This is a genomic window from Mycoplasmoides alvi ATCC 29626, from assembly GCF_000701785.1.
GTDB classification, from domain to species: domain Bacteria; phylum Bacillota_I; class Bacilli_A; order Mycoplasmatales; family Mycoplasmoidaceae; genus Mycoplasmoides; species Mycoplasmoides alvi.
Genome location: NZ_KL370824.1, coordinates 108,645 through 127,977, shown reverse-complemented (window position 1 = coordinate 127,977; position 19,333 = coordinate 108,645). Strand labels below are relative to the sequence as shown.

Below are 19,333 nucleotides of genomic sequence, written 5' to 3'. Positions count from 1 at the left end.
TAGATAGTTCTTATTTACATAAAAAAATCTTTTTGATAAAATTAACTATCAAAAAAAATATTCAAAAAAAGTAATAACTGGTAAATGCTATTTTTGTATTACAGTTTCTAGTATTCTTACTTAACTATTCTTTTTATTTTTTCTTTTTTTGTTTAAATACAAACCAATTCCTAAACTAGAAATTACCACTATACTAGGTATTACAGTAGCCAAAATAATCACAAGGTTTTGGTTATTATTTTCATTTGTACTTGAATTAGATGAAGTTGGAGATTCTGGTTTGGTTGAAATTATGTCATCACTTGGTTTATTTCCATCAACTTCAACATCTGGTAATATTGGAATACTTGTTGATGAAATTACATATTTAAATGGTTGACTCTCTGCTGGTAAATAATTACTTGTTTCATCAACATAAGCCTTAACTCAATAAGTACCTTGAGTTGTTGGTTGTTGGTTTAATTGTTGAGTGCATTGTTCATTACTAAAATACTTATAGTAAACCTTACCATTGGTTGTAGTTACATTGTATGTATCTGTTGTTTGATCAAATTGAACATTAATTGAATTAGGTGCTTTTTTAATTTGAAAATTAACTACTTTTCAACCGCCATAATTGCCTTGTCCTCTAATAATAATTTCCCCAGTGCCAGCATTAATATTATTTCTATATGAAATTGTATAATCAGTACCTTCAATAAGTTGGCTTCCATTACAACTTAATATAATATTTGGAGTTTTTGCTTGACCATTATATGTGATTTCAGTAGTTGAATCAAGACTTGCATTTACTAAATTTATATTAGTTTTATCACTTGGAACTAAATCAGTTTTAGTTAAAATAACTGGCAACATACTTTTACGATAATATGTTGAATCACCATTGTATTGAATGTAATTACCAGTATTCTCTCCTGGTAAAATTTCTTTATCTGGTTGTACTCAAACTCAATTTGTTGGCAATTGGATATCTTTATAACTATTACAATCTAAACCTGCAGACATGATTACACTCATTACGCCATAAATGTCAGTTTTAATATCAAACATATATGCATCAGGAACTAATCCAATCTTAATTGGATAAGCTATTGTTTGTTGCCCACTATAATTTCCCTTGCCTTTTACAGTTATTTGACCATAACCAACTAGATTATTATCACTATTATTTTGAAATGAATCTAAAAATCTTTCTGGGCCATATGAAACAGTGTAATCTTTATTTTCTACTAATGGTGTAGATTCATCTCTATATTTAACAATAACTTTTGGTTTAACTAAATCATTATAACGATAAATACGATCAATAGTATATTGATTTTGGTCTAATGATAAATTTGCATAACTTAAATTATTTTCACTAGTTGCACCAGATATTTTTTCAGTTGTAGTTATAGCTCTAATTTCAGCTACAGCATGATTATCATTAATATTTGAGTTTCGTCATTTACCATTATCATCTTGATAAAATGTCATGTCATTATATGAATTTTTTTCTTTATTAAATGTTAACAAACTTTCAGTAGAATTAGGATTTGTTATTTCAACAACAACACTAAAATATTCACCATTTTGAATTTCAATTGGTTTAGGTAAATCAACTGTATAAAAACCGTGATTAGTAAAACTTTTTGAAACTGTTGAAACCAATGTGCCACTTGTTGGATCATTTGAATCATCTAAAGGGTTTAATTCATTAGCATGGACATTTTTATAAACATCAATTTTAACATCAATGTTTTTTCCTTTTGAAAGTCCAAAACCAATAGCTTTAATAAATTCTTTAGTGTCATTTGTTGCTTTTTTTACAGGAAAAATTGCTGCAGCCTTTTTTTTATCAAATCCCGAAAATGTTGGTCTATAACCATTTCAATAGTATGAATTTTGATAATTTTCTGTTGGACCATAATTTAAAGCCACTATATCAGAAAGTTTAGATTCATATGATAAATAAAAACAACCATCGCCTCTTCCAGAAGTTGGACCACGACTATTTTTAGCAATTCAAGCGCCACCATTTGTAGGAGTATTAAAAGTAAATTTATCTCTTGAAATTGTATCATCCCAACCAACAAGTGTTATAGCATGATCACCATAATTTCTTCCATTAGAATTCCAATAGACATCACTTGAAGATTGCCCCCCCATATAGTAAGCAGTAGAAACTGCTCCATATTTTGATATTGCTAATTTAATATCATTAATATTTTCAGGATCTACAGGAACAATATCCTTTAAAAAAGCAACTGGTTTTTTATTAAATAATTGGTCAGTACTTGATGGTCCACTAGCATTTGGTGTTTCAACACTCACTGGGCCTCCATTTCTCATAATCATTTGAGCAGCATAATAGATGCTCTTGCCTATGTTCCAATTTTCAGAAAATTTATCATATAGTGTCAATCCTAATTTATCTGCATTTTCTGTTCTATTAGAAGTTATATAAGCAATATTATTTTGATCAATATCAAAAGTATCTTTAGTATAACTTGGTGATAATTCACTTCTTAAAATAGAAACTTCTGAAGCATTAGCAAGTGCAAAAGATCAACAAGTTCTAAGAGATCCTTGATGTTTTGCTTTTGTTACAATGTTATATTTGCAACTATCATATGTTGGTAATTTAGCAACTTCATTAGGATCAGCTTCTTTTAATTCTTTTAAAGTGCTTGGGGCTTTTGTTAATGTTGTAGAAGATGCATTATTTAAAACCAATAAAGAATTATTAGTTAAAGAAAAAATTCCTAAAGAAGTAATTGACAATCCACCAGAAAGTATTATTCCAGTAATTAATAATTTACTCTTAATAGTCATAAATAAATCACTTTATAAATTAAAAAATAGGTATATATACACTTTAAAGAATGGGTATATGTACATTTATAATTTAAAAAAAAAAAAAAAAAATCAACCTTATTTTAGATACTAAAGATAAATATTGTGCATATCAATCATCTATTTATTTAGTTTATTTATGAATAAAACAAAATTATGATAACAATCATCTTTTAAAGTAGACAGAAATAAGTAATTTTGTAATTAAATTTTGCACTTACTTTTGAGAAAGGAAATATACAAAGTTAATATCATTTCTCAAAAACTGATATCAACTAGTAAATTAATTAAAAATAAATTTTTTCATAAAGTAATATTTTTATTTTCTAATTAATAATAATAATAATGTTGTTGTTGTTGTTGTTGTCTTTTTTATTTTTTTAATTCATTGAGTAATTTAATAAGTTTTTATCACATAAATATTTTTACTCTAAAAACTGCTTATTGAAAGTCTTAATCAATATTATTAAAAAAGACTTAAATATTAGACATAATAACAGTTCTAAACAAATGTAAAACTTGTATTTTACTTTTAGTAATGTTATAATTTAAGACCTATTTCAATCTTGCTATTTTAATCAGATAATAACAATAGGTGTGTTAGTTTTGAAAAGGAGATAAGGTAAGATGGGTAGAAAAGAGAAAAAAAGAATTTTTAAACCGATTTGATTGCTACCACTATTGTCAATTGGAATTATTTCTGTTAGTAGTGTTTCAGCAGTGGCTTGTAGTGAAAGTGTTCAAACAACTACAGATTCTAATACCAATACTGGAACTAAGTATTCTCCTAATCTAGGTGAATGTGTAGTAGTTACCCTAAACAACAATAGCACTGTTTATGGTATTGTTAGTCAACCATTAACAAATAACTTTATATCAATAAATGGTAAATCTTATTACTATGAAAATATTCAAATTCAACCATTTCCATTTAAAGTTGGGCAAAATGTAGTTGTTACTTGTAATCCTTATGGTGAATATTATGGTAGCATTTCTCAAACTAATAATTTTTCTAGTTTAGTTTTAAAAAATAACAAAACTATACCTTGAGTAAATATTGCTAAAATTTCATTGTCAACAGAACCAGTTCAAACACAATTTAACATTGGGGATTATGTAAGCATTCAAACTAAATCTGGTAGTACGTATTGTGGATTCATTAGTAAAGTTGATGTTACTAATAGTGAATTGACGTTAAGTTTAAATGGGTTTACATGTGTTGTTGCTTCATCTGATATTAGTAATATTAAACTAGCTGAACAATTGCCATTTAAAAATGGTAGTTTTGTTCAAGTTCAAACTACTCCAGATTTAATAATAAGAAATGGACGTATTTCTAGCAAAACTAATCCTGAGCAATTAGTACTAACTAATGTTTATGATAGTAATTGAACTAATTTAAATGGAGATTATGCAATCAATTGAGGTTCTATTGGAAAAATTTCTCCACTCTTGGATCAATTTAGCATTGGCACATATGTAATTGTTACAGATTATTCAGGTTCAATATATTATGGAAGGATTGATGCAAAAGATGCTAATACTATAACATTAGCTCAAAATAAAACTAAGACAATTAACATAAATGATATTAAAGATATTAGAGCAGCAAAAGAATTTCCATATACAATCAACAATTTTATTCAAGTTACACCAAAATCAGGTTCAATAAAATGAGGTAATATTTCTAACATTACTCCATCATATTTAGAAATAACAATTGATAGTAGTACGCTTAATGTACATAAATTTGCTTGAAGTGACATTAATGATATTATAAGCATACCTGATTTTAAACTTGGCACATGAATAAGTTTTGTAACAAATGATGGTAAAACATATTATGGAAGTTTGTTCCAATATAACACTACTAACATAACTTTAATTTTTAATGATTATAACCACTATAAAATTGTTCCTGTAAGTGAAATAGATCTAAATACAATTAAATTAGAACCTCAATCTCCATTTAAAATAGGTGATACTGTTGAAGTTAAAACTAAATCAGAAGTTTATAGAGGCGGTATTTCTGACATTGGTACTAGTCCTGAAAAACTTCAGTTATATACAGTATCTAGTTTTATTAATATTCCATGAGGCGATATTACTAGCATTGTCAAAATCTAATAAAATTACCTAAATTAATTTAATTAAGACAATTTTTGTTTTTTACAAGAATTGTCTTTTTTTATTCTATAACTAAAATAAAAACAAAAAATTAATCTAAATCCTTATATCCTTCTTGTTTAAATTTAATACTTGAATCTAAATTACGATTACGTGCGTTTTTAGACTTAAAATATAAAGTTATTGGTGTATTTTGAAACCCAAAACTTTCACGAATCCTTTTTTCTAAATATCTAGAATAAGAAAAATGTAAGAATTTAGGATTGTTACAAAATAAAACAAATGTTGGAACTTGACCATTTGCTTGTGTTGTATAAGTTATTTTTAATCGATCCCCATTAAATATTGGGGCCTGATTAGTCATTTGGGCATTAAGAATAACATCATTTAACAAAGATGTTGAGACTTTTTTTTGCATTTGTTTTTTTAACATTTCAATGGTTGAAAAGATTGTATTTATTCTTTGTTTTTCTTTTGCACTAATGAATATGATAGGAGCTCAATAAAGATATTTAAAACGTGCCTTAATTTTTTCTGTAAATTCATTCATAGAATGCTCATTTTTTTTTACATTATCTCACTTATTGATAACAATAATTGTTGGAATTAATGCATTATAAGCCAAACCGCCAATAACTTCATCTTGCTCACTAATTTCCTTAGTTGCATCAAGCATTAATAAAATAAATTGACTTCTAGAAATAGCTAATTCAGTTTTAATTAAAGAATATTTTTCAATTTTTGATTCAATTTTACCTTTGCGCCTAATTCCTGCTGTATCAATAACTTTATAAAATTTATTGTTATATTTAAAAGTCGCATCAATAGCATCTCTAGTTGTTCCAGCAATATCAGATACCAAAACTCTATCTGCATTTAGTAATGTATTTAATAATGAAGATTTGCCAACATTGGGCTTACCAATAATACAAAAAGTTGCCTCATATTCAATATCTTTTTGTTTACTTGTTTTACTATTACTAAAACTAATTATTTTATCTAATAAATCACCGATACCAATTCCATGCTCTGCAGAAATAGCCATTGGACTGCCAAAACCAATTGAATAAAATTGTGAATAGTTAAATTGATTAAGATCAACTGATTCAGTTTTATTTAAAACAAAAATAATTGGTTTATTTTTCAATTTTTTGATCATTTTAGATGCATAAAAATCATCATTATTTAAACCATCTTTATATGAACACATAAAAACTATAACATCAGCTTCATTTAAAGCGAAATTAATTTGCTCTTCAATATTTTTTTGCAATGTATTTTTATTATTAACCAAACCACCAGTGTCAATAATTTTAAATTTTCTAGTTAACCATTCAGCATTACCAAAAACTCGATCTCTAGTAACTCCTGGTGTATCATCAGTAATTGAAATTTTTTCTTTAATTATACGATTAAATAAAGTAGATTTACCTACATTGGGGCGCCCAACAATAGCAACTGTCAACATAATATTTTAAAAATTTATATCCTTTGTTTATAAAGAGTAATAATTTGCTCTTTCACTTCATCAAGTGTTAAATAAGATGAATCAATAATAATTGCATTTTTTGCTTTAACTAATGGATCAATTTCCCTATTTTTATCACGGAAATCACGTTCCTCAATTTCTTTTTTGATTTTTTCTATACTATCAAGATTTAATCCCAATTCTTTAATTCTTCTTTTAGCTCTAATTTCAGAATTTGCAATTAAAAAAATTTTTAATTGAGCATTAGGTAAAACAACTGTTCCTATATCTCTTCCATCCATAACAACATTAAAATTTTGAGCAATTTTTTTTTGTAATTTAATAGCATGATTACGAATATCTTTATTAGTAGCAATTTCACTTGCTATTTGACCAATTTTCTCAGAGTTAATTTCTACACTAATATCTTTATTATTTATAAAAACTTGATTTTGATCAACAACTATTTCATATGTATCAATTAATTTTAAAAATTCATTTAATGACAAATTATTGCTATCAATAATATATGCATATGCACGATAATATTTACCTGTTGATACATAAACAAAACCTAATTCCTTTGCAACAAGCTTAGCAATTGTTGATTTACCTGAACCAGCTGGACCGTCAATAGCTATTTGAAACATAGTTAATTTAACCAGATACCATTACTATAAGTGCTATTAAACAACTAATTAATGAAATAGCAAATAAACCGATTGAAGAACAAAATAATAAATGTTTAAGTTTATTATTTTTAAAAATAAAAATTTTGCCAATTTCTTTAGATTTTAAACTATCAATACTTTTTTGGGCAGTATGTATAGTATTTAAAAAATTATTGTAACTAGCAAGTGATTTATTATCAAATTTTAAATTTTCTTTTTGGACTTCATTGAATGTTTTGTTACATCAACTAATTTTTTCAATGCCTTGATCATTATTCAATCAACCTTCTTCAAATTCTAAATTAGATTTGTTATTCTTAATTGATAAAAACAATAAATTAGCTTGATCTTTCATAATCATTAATTCATTAAAATTTAAATCTGATAATAGATTTTGAATAAAAAAGGTATTATCTCGAACAGAAATATCAGAAGATAAAAATTCAAATAGATTAATGCTAACTGGTTTATATGATCACAAAATTTTTGAATTTATTTCATTTATTGTCTTTTTAAATTCTTTAACTTTTGGACTAGGATTATTTAAAACATTTGTAATGCTATTCTTGTCTCTAATTTTATCGCGGTAAGCACGATACTTTTCAATTCGCGACATTTTCTTCCTTTTTACAATATATAAAAATTAAATAAATTTAATTCACAATAACATCAAAAAATTACAATGATTATGGTTAAAATGCAAAGAAACAATCTAACATAATACATTATAATAAACAAAATTTAACAATTTAATAAAAAAATGTTGTAAAATTGTATAGGTCAATAGTGCCTAAAGTTATGATGGTGCCTTAGCCAAGCGGTAAGGCATGAAGCTGCAACCTTCAGACGCGTCAGTTCGATTCTGACAGGCACCTCCAGTTGTGCTGAGTAATGGTTTACTATCAAACGTATAATGGGTTCGATTCCTATGGCAGCGCTCCTTAACATTAGGACTCGGGAAGTAGCTTAGCTTGGTAGAGCACTTGGTTTGGGACCAAGGGGTCGCAGGTTCAAATCCTGTCTTCCCGACCATGATGGCTGGGTACCTCAGTTGGTTTAGAGGGCTCGGTTCATACCCGAGTTGTCGTGAGTTCGAATCTCACTCCAGCCACCATTTATTTTAGGATCTATAGCTCAATGGTTAGAGCCACCGACTCATAATCGGTTGGTTACAGGTTCGAATCCTGTTAGATCCACCAATTAAATTTATCAAGATTCAAAGATGTAAGCAGATTTAATTTTATTAAATCTGCAAGATGTGGAGATTTACCCAAGTGGCTGAAGGGTTCGGTCTTGAAAACCGAGAGGTGCTTAATAGCACGCGGGGGTTCGAATCCCTCAATCTCCGCCATTTATTTTTATTTAAATAGAGAAAGTTAAATTTCTCTTACATCGCGGGATAGAGCAGTCCGGTTAGCTCGTCAGGCTCATAATCTGAAGGTCGGTGGTTCAAATCCATCTCCCGCAACCATGGTTCTGTGGTGTAATGCTAACATATCTCCCTGTCACGGAGGGGTCGCGGGTTGGATTCCCGTCAGAACCGCCATTTGTGGTCTTGTAGCTCAGTCGGTAGAGCAACGGTCTGAAGAACCGTGTGTCGGCAGTTCGATTCTGCCCGAGACCACCATTTTTTATTATATAAACAAATAACAATAAAAGTATGTACACATATAGCAAGTGTGCATACTTTTTGTTTTATATTTTGTAAATATTTGTTTATATAACAAATTTTTTAGAAGGAAAAATGAAATTTTACTTAAGCATACTGATGCTTGTGAGTTAATACAAAGATTAGATAAAAACAATTTGAGTTAATGGCAATTACACTAATATAAAAATAATAAATAAAATAGATTTGCAATAAGCAGGTGTAATTTATAAAAAAAATAACTCATAAATAAAAATTTACTTAAATTTATATTCATGAAATTAATTATTAATTTTTAATAATTTTACTAACATTACTACTACTACTACTACTACTATCAATAGTTCCACAAGTCCCATCATAAGTTGATTTAACAAACAACTCTTGTTGATGATCACCAGAAGTAGAAGCAATACTTACTCTAATAGTATCATTATTTGTCAATCAATGTGGTTTATTTCCTGATCCTCATGAAAACTGCAATGATTTAACTTGAAATAAAAAGCATGCTGTTTGGTCATTGTTGATAGTATTAACTTGATTTGATTTTTTTACAATAGAAAAAAGAAGAATAACTTGACTAACTTTCTTTAAATCACTATTATCAATTGCTGGACTACTACTATTTGTTGTACGTAATAATTGTCTTTGTTTCGTTGAAGATGTAGTATTATTCCCAACAATGTTATCTCAATCACAACCAAATATATTTTTACACCTTGCATTAACATTTTTTGATACAGTAATACGATAAAGTCCATCACTACCTAAGGTTATTAATTGATTACCTGTTTTTGTGTTACTACCACTAGTAGTACTACCATTATATTTGTTTTCTAAATATTGAATAATAGCTTTTTTTTGTGATTCTTCTAATGATTGTTGTTGATTAGTTCCTAAACAGATAGGATTTAAATTATTATTTTTTATATCTTTAAAATGATTGAAACCAGAACGAATAACATCATTTTTAAATTTTTCTCTTTCACTTGGTGCATTATATGGATTGAAACCAGTTATAGATAACTCAAAAGAAGTGTTTTCTGCTGTAAGATTTCCATTTGAATCATAAATTTTGCCAGGCAAGATATCAAAGTCTACTTTTAATGTATCCCGGATATTTCTAGATTCATCAATAGATTTTTTTATATTAACAAAATCACTTTTATTTGTTATTTTATCCAAAGTTCCTTCTAATATTTTCCCTTTGTTTTGAAAAAGTCATTCATCATTAATATCATTTAATGCACTATAAGGATCTTTGTTTGTAAAGTTATTAAATTCTGCAGATGTGCAATTTTTAACTTTAACTGGCAAGGTAGAAACTAAGCCACTAATTTCCAAAGTAAAGTTAGTAGAATTATTGTTTACTGAACCAACTTTTGTATATAATTTTTTAGGTGCAACAGTAAAACTTAAACTAAATGATTTAGAATTTTCAGAACTTTGTTTTAATTCATAACTACTAAAATCATTTGGGGTGCTTATTAAATCTAATGAACCATTTAAAAGTTTATTTTTATTAAGAAAAAGCCTTTGTCAGTAACTTCCTCAGCACTAATCGCCCCAGTTTCTAAAGATGGTGAAGTTATCTTAAGATCACTAACTTGATTTAAAGGTTTTGGAGAAACAGAATTTTTAATTTGTCTTGTATCATCTTGTATTTGCTTTGACTTTATAGAGTTATGAACAGAAAAAGAATTACTAATTGATGATAATGGTTTAATTAAAGCAAATAAACTAGTTACAATAAAAATTATGGGAATAAGTACAAAAACATGTAAAAAATAAAATTTTCTATGTTTATTTTTTTGCATAAAATTATTTTTTTCTCTGAAAATTACTAAACAAATTACTCAAAAGCAATAAGAATAATATTTAATTTAGCAAAAAAAAAAAAAAAAAAAAAAGTTTTTCACTAAACTTGCTTATTACGCCATCTTTTTAGACTGATCCATTTCAATAATTTGTTATGTTAGAACTTATTAGATTTTAATGAACTATCGGTAAAATATTTTAATAAAACCGTTACATTCTGGCTGTTCTAAAGGAACTAATCTTTTGATATTTTCTTTTTTGTTTAAATTTTTAAAAGTTTTTATCTTTTTTGATCTTAGTTTATTAAATCTATCCTTAAAATACATTATGCCATCTTCAAAACTATTATGTTCATTTCAAAACTTTAAATTTTGAAATGGACACTATCCTCTTATCCTGTCTGCATGCACTCGCATATGCAAATAGTCAAATTTTTTTGGAAAGAGTAATATCAACCTTAATAATGATTCTAAAAAAGGTTTAACTGGATGTTAAAGTGAAATGTTACAATTGACTTAATATGTTGTCAACCCATCACTTTGTGTACTCTCTCATTTTTTAAAAGATTTTGGTGCAGGTGGTAGTTTGCGTTTATGATTAGAATTTTTTATTAATTCTTTTAAATGCTTTTCTTTTGATTTACTTAAAACTTTTTTATTTAATCAATAAAAATCAAGTTCATTATATTTTAATTTTAAATCATCTTCATCAGTTTGATTTGGAAATAATGATGCTGTTGGTTTTCTATTAATAATTATGTTAGGAACTAAGTAGTGTTTGGCTAAAGCATAAACATCATTTTTTAAACAATTGCGCAATAAAGATATATCACATGCTGAATCACCATATTTAGTGAAATAACCAGTCATTCATTCATCATAATTACTAGTTCCACAAACTATGTAATTATGTTGTTGAGCTAATGCATATAAACTAATCATTCTTAATCTTGATTTTAAATTACCAATAATTTTTAAATCAGAATTCAAATCAAGACGTAATGCATTAATATGATTAAAAAGAACTTCATTTAAATTTAGTTCTTTAACATTTAATTTAAATTTTTCAACAATTTCTTTTGTGCATTTTAAATCTAAGGTAGAATTATTAAGATGCATAGTAATAGCTATATGATTTTGTGGGAAAACTGATTTAGCTATACCAGCAACTACTGCTGAATCTACGCCCCCAGATAGTCCAAAAACAACTCCGTCACTATGACTTTTTTTAACTTGTTTTTCTAACCATTTTTCTAAATAATTAGCATACTTTTTAATATCATTTGTTTTATTATTCATCAATTAAAAATTCATAACCAGAAATGACAATTACATCATTAGGTTTTGCTCCCATTGCTTTTAAACTATCTTCAACTCCAATAGCTTTAATTATTTGACCTAAGCGAGAAATATTATCAATTGTTGTTTGAGGAATTTTTCTAAATCAATAATCTAATTTCTTGGAGTTAACCAATCACCGTCCAAGGTTATCTCGAGTTACATCCAAAATATCATCATTTTGATTATCATTACTATTGTTTTCATAAGAATATAGGCGATTAACATTAATTGGTTTGTTAAATGAACTTGCTTCAGATAATTGAAATGTTTGATTATATAAATTAAAAACTGTTTCTATTAAATTACTTAAATTACCATTAATTGCACTAATGCTAATTATATTAATATTTTTTAAATACTTTTGCAATTGATTTAATCTTTCATTAGCACCATCTACATCATTTTTGTTTGCAACGATGATCATTTTTTTATTAATTAGTAACTGTGAATACTTCTTTAATTCTGTCATAATTTGATCATGTGCTAAACAAATATCATCATGATCCATTGGATTTAATGAAATTAAATGAATTAAAATTTCACATCGTTCTACATGCCTTAAAAAATGATGCCCTAATCCATACCCTTCTGATGCTTTTTCAATTAAACCTGGAATATCAGCAAACACCAATTTTTGATTATTAAATTCTACAACACCTAAAACTGGGACCAAAGTAGTAAATTGGTAATTAGCAATTTTAGGTTTAGCATTTGAAAGTTTTGATATTAACGTAGATTTACCTGCATTAGGAAAACCTAAAATACCAACATTTGCTAAATATTTAAGTTCTAACTTAACACGCTTTTTTTCACCAAGATCACCATTCTCATACATTGTTGGTGCTCTTAAAGTTGGTGACTTAAAAGCTGCATTCCCGCGGCCACCTTTGCCACCATGGCAAATAATAAATTCTTGATTTTCATAAACTAAATCAATTAATAATTTACCAGTTTCAAAATCAACAACAGTAGTACCTACTGGAACATTAATATATTTATCTTCTCCATTCTTGCCAAAACCTAAATCTGGCTTGCCATTTTCTCCATCATCAGCTTTAATTTTTTTTGTATATTTTAAATTTAACAATGATGCTGTATTATGACTAGCAACAAGAATAATATTGCCTCCATTTCCACCATTGCCACCAGCAGGACCACCTTTATCATAGTGAGCTTCTCTACGCCAAGCTACAATGCCATTGCCCCCATTACCAGCACATAATTCAATTTCACAGTAATCAACAAATTGCATAGTTATTTACTTTTTTTCATAAAAATATTTTGAGGATCAATGTCTATAATAGAATTTTTAATTTGATTATTCCTTAATAAGGTTTTGAAATTTTTATTAAAATTTTTGTTTTTTAATTCTTCATCAGCAAATCCTATAAATTGATCAAAATTTTTATTTGAATTCAAAAAATAATGATTTAACAAAAAATTAGAACAAATAAACAAAATAAAAAAAGTTGCGCCAACAATTATAATTCTAACTGCAATCATTAGTATGGAATATGGCGATGGCAATGCAGCTGATAAGATAAATGCAACTCATGATAATCAAAAACTTAAAAAAAGTGGAATTGTATCTCAAGCCATTTGTTTAAATAATCTTAAAGACACAATAACTAAAAAATAAAAAATACCAGGAATAAATAAGAAATAATATATCCTAGAATCAATTTGTGCAAAAGAAGCTACTTCTTTTGAGTTATCAGGATTGACCATGCCAGGATAAACAATTAAATTAAGTTTTAATAAATTAAATTCACCAAATAAAATTCAAATAATAATATAGTAAACAAAAACAAAAACCAAAATTAAAATAGTTGTAATAATTGGTTTAGTTTTTATACTTTTTTTGTTAATGAGAAAATCAAAATTGTTTTTCATATCACTCAATTATATAGAAAAATATTACTATAGCAAGAACATTATTTTTTGAATTCTTTTAAAGCTTTTTCTAATTCTAATTCATAATTTTTTAATTTATCTTTTTCTGCATTTACCTTTTCTATTGGAGCATTTTTAACAAATTGCTTATTAGATAATATTTTTTTGCTTCTTTCAACCTCAAATTTAAGTTTTTCAATTTTTTTCATCAAAATTTCTTCAATTTTATTGTTAAAGAGTTTACTATCAATCAACAATTCAAAATCACTACCAACTAAACTTTTGCCAGAAAAGTTTATTGGTTTACTATCTAAAACATTTTTTAATTCACAACCAACTAAAGATAAATATAATGAAGAATTCTTAAATAAGTTTGTTAGTTTTTTGTTAGTTGAAACAATGTCGATTTTTAAAATGTCTTTATTAAGCATTTTTGTTTCATTTTTAAAATTACGAATTATGGTAATAATTTCTATTACTTTATCAAAATTAGAATTTAGTTTTATCCCAAGTGGTTTAGGTCATTCATTTGATAATAAATATTTTTTTGAATCATTAATTAGTGCTTGATATATTCTATCAGTAATAAAAGGTGCAAATGGATGAAGCAAATGAAGAATTTGCAAAAAAAGATACTTTAAAATTTTTAAAGTGTTTTTCTTATTATTCGTTTTTAAAATTGGTTTACAAAATTCTAAATAAGTATTACAAAAATCATTTCAAATAAAATTATAAAGATACAAATTAGCTAAACTAAACTCAAAATTATCTAATAATTTAGACACTTTAATTAAAGTTTTGTCAAATTTTATTAAAATTCATTTATCTAATTCATTTAAATCTTTTACATCAAATTTGTTAGTAAAAGTATTATTTATTTTATTGCTATTGAGAAATGACAAAATATAATTAGCAGCATTTCACAATTTGTTTAAAAAATTAGATGCTTCTTTTAATTTATTTTCTTGGTAATTGGTATCTTCACCTAATGAAGTATTTGATGTTAAATAAATTCTTAAAGCATCAGCGCCATATTTATTTATTATTTCAATTGGGTCAATAACATTACCCAATGATTTAGACATTTTTCTACCATCTTTATCACGAATTAAACCATGAATTAACAAAATATTAAAAGGCAGTTTATTTGTGTGAAACATTCCTTGAAACATCATTCTAATGCCTCAAAAAAATAAAATATCAAATCCCATAATCATTAATGAGTTGGGATAACCATTTTTAAATAATGAACTATCTGTTTTGGGTCAACCATAGCAAATCATTGGTCACAATGATGATGAAAATCATGTATCTAAAACATCATTATCTTGATAATAATTTTTAATATCTTTAGGTGGAATAACATCAACATATATTTTTTTAGTTTTTTTATGATATCAAACTGGAATTTGATGCCCTCATACTAATTGTCTTGATATACATCAATCTTCACATGTATTTAATCATTGATTTAAAAGATTTAAAAATTTCTTTGGAACAATTTTAAAATTTCGTGATGATTCAATGGATTTTTTTAATTTTGATGAAAAAGAGGATAATTTAATAAATCATTGTTTGGAAAGTAATGGTTCAACAATTGCATTAGATCGTTCTGAATAACCAACATTACTAATAATTTTTTCTGTTTTTAATAACTTGTTTTTAGTTTTTAATTCATTTGCAATTAATTCACGACTTTCGATTCTATCAATACCAGCAAATTTACCAGCACATTCATTTAATTTTCCATCAAAATCAATACAAGATTTTTGTCTTAATTTATATTTTTTTCCTAACTTGTAGTCATTAATATCATGTGCTGGCGTGCACTTCATTACTCCAGTTCCGAATTTAATATCAACATATGAATCAGATAAAATTTTTATAAACTCACCTGTTAATGGATTAATTGCTTCAGAATTAATATATTTCTTATAACGTTTATCATTTGGATTTACAAATAAAGCTGAATCTACAAAAATAGTTTCAGGTCTAGTTGTTGCAACAACTAATTTTTCTTTAGTATTTTTAACCTCATAAGACACATAATACATGTATTGTTCAGTTGGTTTATTCTGAACTTCAATATCAGAAATTGCAGTTTTTAAATTTATATCTCAATTAACAATTTTTTCTTCTTGATATATAAATTTTTTGTCATATAAAATTTTAAATGCTTTTTTTACTGCAATATCAGAATTCTTATCTAATGTAAAATGAAAATTATCTCAATCAGAACTAACACCAATTAATTTCATCTGTTCAATTATTTTAGAACTATTTTTAATAGATCATTTTTCAATTCATTTAATCTTTCCTTTTCTTGATAAGGAAAAATATTTCTTATGTTCATCTGAAGTTAGTGATTTTTCAAATTTAACTTGTGTAGATATTCCAGCATGATCATAACCTGGCGCTCAACTTACATTAAAACCATTCATTTTTTTCATTCTTAAATAAGCATCAGCTATGCTCAATTCTCAAGCATGACCTATGTGTAAAATTCCTGTTAAATTCGGAGGGGCCATAACACAACTATATAAAGGTTTTTCATAATTTGGAGTAAATAATTTTTTATTTGTCCACTCATCATAAATACCTTCAGAAATTATTTTGTGATTATATGGTTTACTAAAATTAATTTTTTGAAAATTACTTATTTCTTTTTTACTCATACTTTTAAAACTTATTAACAATTAGATTAATATTTTTATTTTTTATAGCACTAATCAGAATTAAATTTTCTGAACCAATTTTTAAGTAATTAGTTATCTTAAATGATAAATTAGACAATTGACTTTGATTTAATTTATCAATTTTATTTGCAACAACATAATATTTTAAATTTGTTGACCGACGAATAAATTGACTTACTCACTGATCATATTCAGTAATCACACAAGCATCTACAATGTGAAAGATTGTTGTTAAATTAGTACGTTTTTGAATATAATCACTAATTAAATCAGTTAACATAATTTTTTTAGAATGATCTAATTTAGCATACCCATATCCTGGTAGATCAACAAGTCTACTTCCACTAATAAAATAAAAATTTAAAGTTTTTGTCATTCCAGGCTTTTTTGAAGTTCTGGCAATTTTAGCTTTGGCAATTGCATTTATCAAACTAGATTTGCCAACATTGCTTCTACCTATAAAACAAATTTCTTTCAAAGAATCTTGTGGACATTGATCTAGTGATAAAGCACTTTTGATAAAAAAATTTTTCAATGTTATTATTTCATATCCTGCTTAAATGATCTCATAATTTCTCGAATTTGAGCTTCAGTGGGTTTGCGCCCCATTTTAGCATACATACTTCGAATTTGATTTTCAGTAATAGGAGGATTATTTTTTAATTGTTTTTTAAAAATTTTCATTGAAACAAAATAACCAATTACTAAACCTGCTATTAGACTCAAAGGGATACCCAATCCTAATGCCAAACCTAATTCCATAAACAACTCCTATAAAGATAATATTTCCTTACATATTTTTTGAAAACTATCTTCATTAAATTCTACTAAATATTTTTTATTCTTTATGTCCAACAAATTTTGATTAAATCAATGATTTTCATTAATATTGATTAACAATAAAGGTACATTTTTGTTAAAATTATTTTTTTTATTAAGTAACTTGTCATCTTCGATTAAATATAAATTAAATTTAATGTTTAATTTTTTTAAAAAATAATCAATGTTATTTAAATCATCAATTATTAACCCTTGAGCTAGAATATTTAAATCTAAATCATCTTCTTTTAAAAGAATTTTGTGTTCTCAAGTATTAACTCTTAATGAAGTTTCATTTAGAAAACAAATACTTGAAAACTTATTTTTACTTCAAGAATTTCAATAATTGTTTAATCCAAAAATGTCATATACAAAAAAATTACTAATAGTTGAATAGTAAAGAGTATTTCAAATACCATCATAAGAATAATTCTTATATTTATCATTAATTACAAATGTCATAAAAGGATTGGTTATAAAACTACTATTTAAAACATGATTAAAACTAGCCAATCAATTAAAATCTGTTATTAAAATTGGATTAAACAAATTAACTTCTTTTAGACCTTGAATAATGTTATTTATTACACCATATCGACTACCACAAGAAATAAGACGATTTGTTTTTAATAGTTTTGGATTAATTTTTAATAAATTTCCTAATAAAAAAACAATATTTAAACTATTTTCTTCAATTAATGTTTCTATCAAATCACAATTTTTATAAAAAATATTTTCTTTTGAAGGACTTTTCTCTAAAACAAAAAAATGCTTAATTAAATCATTAGATTTAATTAGATTGTCATAATATCATTGTCTTTTAAAGACTCTATAATTAAGTGCATTTTGTAAATCATTTTTAGTAATTTCTAAAATTTCATTACTTTGTTTGTTGTAATTAAAACGATTTTTAATTAAATTTAATTCTTCGAAACTAAGATTATAACCAATACCTTCTATTGAACCAGCATAAGATGATCCATGATAATAAATTGTATTAACAGCTATAAAAACAGGCTGGTTGTGTATTGAATGAGCTTTAGCAAAAACCTTATTTATCAATTTAATGTTTGAACCATCATTAATTAATAAATATTTTCATCCTAATGATTCTAATAATTCTTTATAATCAATACTAGTGTGATTGCTTATAAAACCACTATTATCAATTTGAGAAAAATCAACAATGCAAATTAAATTATTAAGTTCTTGATGTCCAGCAAAACTTAAAATTTCATAAAGAGCACCTTGAGATAATTCTTCTTGTCCAAAAATACAATAAGTTTTATTAATAAATAAATTCTTTGCAAATAATTTATTTATTAGTTTTTGGTTTAGTGAAAGTCCAACAGCAAAAGAAAAAGCTTTACATATTGAATCATCATTAAAATCATAAATATTATAACTAGATAATATGTCATTACCATTTTTTACTTTTACATTTATAGCTAGTAAAAAAGATTTTAAGAAATCAGAACCGTAATTTTTTCCAAGAACTAAATTATCATTAAAATAAGCTTGTTTATTATCGAAAGTACTAGTCAAATAATTTCTAAATAAAATGTAAAAAAAAGGTGTGCTTCGTAATATAACATTTGATTGGTTATTTTTATTACAAAAAACATTATCAATAGTATAAAATCTTAAATTGTTTATTATATCTTGACAATCAAGAGAACTAATTTTTTTATATTTACTTAATTTAAAATTAAATTTCATTATATATGACTAAACTTATGTAACTGCAATAAATTCTAAATTTAAACAAAACAATATGCTAAATACTTCTTCAATATTTTACTAAATTTTAAATTGATTATTACAACATATCATAAAAAATAATGCTTATATAAACTGCTAAAAATTTACATTATTAATTTTTATCAAAAAAAACTAAAAAAACTAATTTTAACTATTAAAAGATAAAATTTTTATAGCAAGAGAAACAAGCATTTTATTTTTATTTATTTTTTAAAATATATCATTTATATTACATCTATTTATGCTTACATACAATA

The 19,333-nt window shown here is 25.6% G+C and carries 14 protein-coding genes and 8 tRNA genes; 9 read left to right on the top strand and 13 right to left on the bottom strand.

Going from position 1 to position 19,333, the window contains the following annotated elements:
- Positions 1-120 precede the first annotated feature (120 nt).
- Positions 121-2,814 (bottom strand): lectin like domain-containing protein, encoded by a 2,694-nt coding sequence (locus T383_RS0102725; protein WP_033160137.1) that lies wholly within the window; start codon positions 2,812-2,814, stop codon positions 121-123.
- 648 nt (positions 2,815-3,462) lie between these two features.
- Here T383_RS0102725 and T383_RS0102720 point away from each other — a divergent pair.
- Positions 3,463-4,962, top strand: coding sequence for a hypothetical protein (locus T383_RS0102720; RefSeq protein ID WP_033160136.1), 1,500 nt, complete (start codon positions 3,463-3,465; stop codon positions 4,960-4,962).
- Between the two features lie 91 nt (positions 4,963-5,053).
- Here the strand turns inward: T383_RS0102720 and der are convergent, their stop codons facing one another.
- The 3 genes from der to T383_RS0102705 are packed head-to-tail and all read right to left on the bottom strand — an operon-like array spanning position 5,054 to position 7,717.
- Positions 5,054-6,430, bottom strand: coding sequence for a ribosome biogenesis GTPase Der (der, locus tag T383_RS0102715; RefSeq protein ID WP_033160135.1), 1,377 nt, complete (start codon positions 6,428-6,430; stop codon positions 5,054-5,056).
- Positions 6,431-6,444: 14 nt separating this feature from the next.
- Positions 6,445-7,080, bottom strand: a complete 636-nt coding sequence (gene cmk / locus T383_RS0102710; RefSeq protein ID WP_033160134.1) for a (d)CMP kinase — start codon at positions 7,078-7,080, stop codon at positions 6,445-6,447.
- A gap of 7 nt (positions 7,081-7,087) precedes the next feature.
- The gene (locus tag T383_RS0102705; protein WP_033160133.1) at positions 7,088-7,717 is read right to left on the bottom strand and encodes a hypothetical protein; all 630 of its coding nucleotides are present in this window, start codon (positions 7,715-7,717) and stop codon (positions 7,088-7,090) included.
- A gap of 187 nt (positions 7,718-7,904) precedes the next feature.
- Between T383_RS0102705 and T383_RS0102700 the strand changes: the two genes are divergently transcribed.
- From T383_RS0102700 to T383_RS0102665, 8 genes are all read left to right on the top strand, one after another.
- Positions 7,905-7,979 (top strand) — tRNA-Cys (locus tag T383_RS0102700).
- 77 nt (positions 7,980-8,056) lie between these two features.
- Positions 8,057-8,133, top strand: a tRNA-Pro gene (locus T383_RS0102695).
- A 4-nt stretch (positions 8,134-8,137) separates the two neighbouring features.
- A tRNA-Met gene (locus T383_RS0102690) sits at positions 8,138-8,215 on the top strand.
- A 9-nt stretch (positions 8,216-8,224) separates the two neighbouring features.
- A tRNA-Ile gene (locus T383_RS0102685) sits at positions 8,225-8,300 on the top strand.
- A 61-nt stretch (positions 8,301-8,361) separates the two neighbouring features.
- Positions 8,362-8,452: transfer RNA gene (locus T383_RS0102680), tRNA-Ser, on the top strand.
- Positions 8,453-8,494: 42 nt separating this feature from the next.
- Positions 8,495-8,572, top strand: a tRNA-Met gene (locus tag T383_RS0102675).
- A 1-nt stretch (position 8,573) separates the two neighbouring features.
- A tRNA-Asp gene (locus tag T383_RS0102670) sits at positions 8,574-8,647 on the top strand.
- Positions 8,648-8,652: 5 nt separating this feature from the next.
- Positions 8,653-8,728 (top strand) — tRNA-Phe (locus T383_RS0102665).
- 309 nt (positions 8,729-9,037) lie between these two features.
- On the opposite strand, the gene T383_RS0102660 is transcribed toward T383_RS0102665, so the two are convergent.
- The 9 genes from T383_RS0102660 to T383_RS0102620 form a co-directional block, all read right to left on the bottom strand.
- Positions 9,038-10,093 (bottom strand): hypothetical protein, encoded by a 1,056-nt coding sequence (locus T383_RS0102660; RefSeq protein WP_156940251.1) that lies wholly within the window; start codon positions 10,091-10,093, stop codon positions 9,038-9,040.
- A 161-nt stretch (positions 10,094-10,254) separates the two neighbouring features.
- Complete coding sequence (locus tag T383_RS0102655) at positions 10,255-10,566, bottom strand: hypothetical protein (RefSeq protein ID WP_033160131.1); 312 nt, start codon at positions 10,564-10,566, stop codon at positions 10,255-10,257.
- Positions 10,567-11,082: 516 nt separating this feature from the next.
- The gene (gene nadE / locus T383_RS0102650; protein WP_033160130.1) at positions 11,083-11,865 is read right to left on the bottom strand and encodes an NAD(+) synthase; all 783 of its coding nucleotides are present in this window, start codon (positions 11,863-11,865) and stop codon (positions 11,083-11,085) included.
- Positions 11,858-13,159, bottom strand: a complete 1,302-nt coding sequence (gene obgE, locus T383_RS0102645) for a GTPase ObgE (RefSeq protein WP_033160129.1) — start codon at positions 13,157-13,159, stop codon at positions 11,858-11,860. Before obgE ends, nadE begins: the two co-directional genes overlap by 8 nt.
- Before the next feature lie 2 nt (positions 13,160-13,161).
- Positions 13,162-13,800: a hypothetical protein gene (locus tag T383_RS0102640; RefSeq protein ID WP_033160128.1), complete on the bottom strand. Its 639-nt coding sequence runs from the start codon at positions 13,798-13,800 to the stop codon at positions 13,162-13,164.
- Positions 13,801-13,841: 41 nt separating this feature from the next.
- Positions 13,842-16,475, bottom strand: a complete 2,634-nt coding sequence (gene valS, locus T383_RS0102635) for a valine--tRNA ligase (RefSeq protein ID WP_052664038.1) — start codon at positions 16,473-16,475, stop codon at positions 13,842-13,844.
- A 4-nt stretch (positions 16,476-16,479) separates the two neighbouring features.
- Positions 16,480-17,031 carry a ribosome biogenesis GTP-binding protein YihA/YsxC gene (gene yihA / locus T383_RS0102630; RefSeq protein WP_033160127.1) on the bottom strand — a complete coding sequence of 184 codons (552 nt, stop codon included), beginning with the start codon at positions 17,029-17,031 and terminating at the stop codon, positions 16,480-16,482.
- A gap of 5 nt (positions 17,032-17,036) precedes the next feature.
- Complete coding sequence (locus tag T383_RS0102625; RefSeq protein WP_033160126.1) at positions 17,037-17,258, bottom strand: YneF family protein; 222 nt, start codon at positions 17,256-17,258, stop codon at positions 17,037-17,039.
- Between the two features lie 9 nt (positions 17,259-17,267).
- A complete protein-coding gene (locus T383_RS0102620; RefSeq protein WP_033160125.1) occupies positions 17,268-19,034 on the bottom strand; it encodes a thiamine pyrophosphate-dependent enzyme in 1,767 nt (588 codons plus the stop codon).
- Positions 19,035-19,333: the final 299 nt, after the last annotated feature.